General features: G+C 38.6%; 2 protein-coding genes. One reads left to right on the plus strand and one right to left on the minus strand.

Annotation, left to right across the window (positions count from 1 at the left end; translation table 11 throughout):
* Positions 1-56 precede the first annotated feature (56 nt).
* Positions 57-221 carry a hypothetical protein gene (locus FJR06_RS17450; protein WP_168651906.1) on the minus strand — a complete coding sequence of 55 codons (165 nt, stop codon included), beginning with the start codon at positions 219-221 and terminating at the stop codon, positions 57-59.
* A 64-nt stretch (positions 222-285) separates the two neighbouring features.
* Between FJR06_RS17450 and FJR06_RS17455 the strand changes: the two genes are divergently transcribed.
* On the plus strand, positions 286-422 hold a 137-nt coding region (locus FJR06_RS17455; protein ID WP_168651907.1), incomplete at its 3' end, for a helix-turn-helix domain-containing protein.

Genomic DNA, 422 nt, shown 5'->3' on the forward strand with positions numbered 1-422 from the left:
GATGAATACAATACGCGCGAGTGAGGAATTGCCCAACGGGCGAAATTGAACGTAGTTCAATCAAGATCGTTGGTCAATGACGAATGAACATTTTCCGCTTTGAGAGAATCTATCCAATCTTCGACTAAGGACGTAATAGTTTTATCTTTGACTGCGGCGTAAGTTTGCAATACTCGCATCCTTCTTTCGCTGATTCTCAGACTTAATCTTTTATTTTTCATAAAGAGGTGGCAAATGGCTATCCTTTATGTTATGCTATAAACAGGTCGAAAGGAAACAAAAAACATGAGAACATCTTATCAATACCGTTTGCAACCAACGAAAGAACAAGCCGAAAAGATTGATAAAACATTAGATATGCTACGGTATCAGTACAATTATCAACTGGCTCAACGCTTCCATTGGTACGAACAAAACCGTTC

Source organism: Dolichospermum sp. UHCC 0352 (assembly GCF_009711925.1).
GTDB classification, from domain to species: Bacteria; Cyanobacteriota; Cyanobacteriia; order Cyanobacteriales; family Nostocaceae; genus Dolichospermum; species Dolichospermum lemmermannii.

Bases quoted from the DNA above. Each gene is read 5' to 3' on its own strand.
- FJR06_RS17450 (WP_168651906.1), bottom strand. From the start codon at position 221: ATGAAAAATAAAAGATTAAGTCTGAGAATCAGCGAAAGAAGGATGCGA.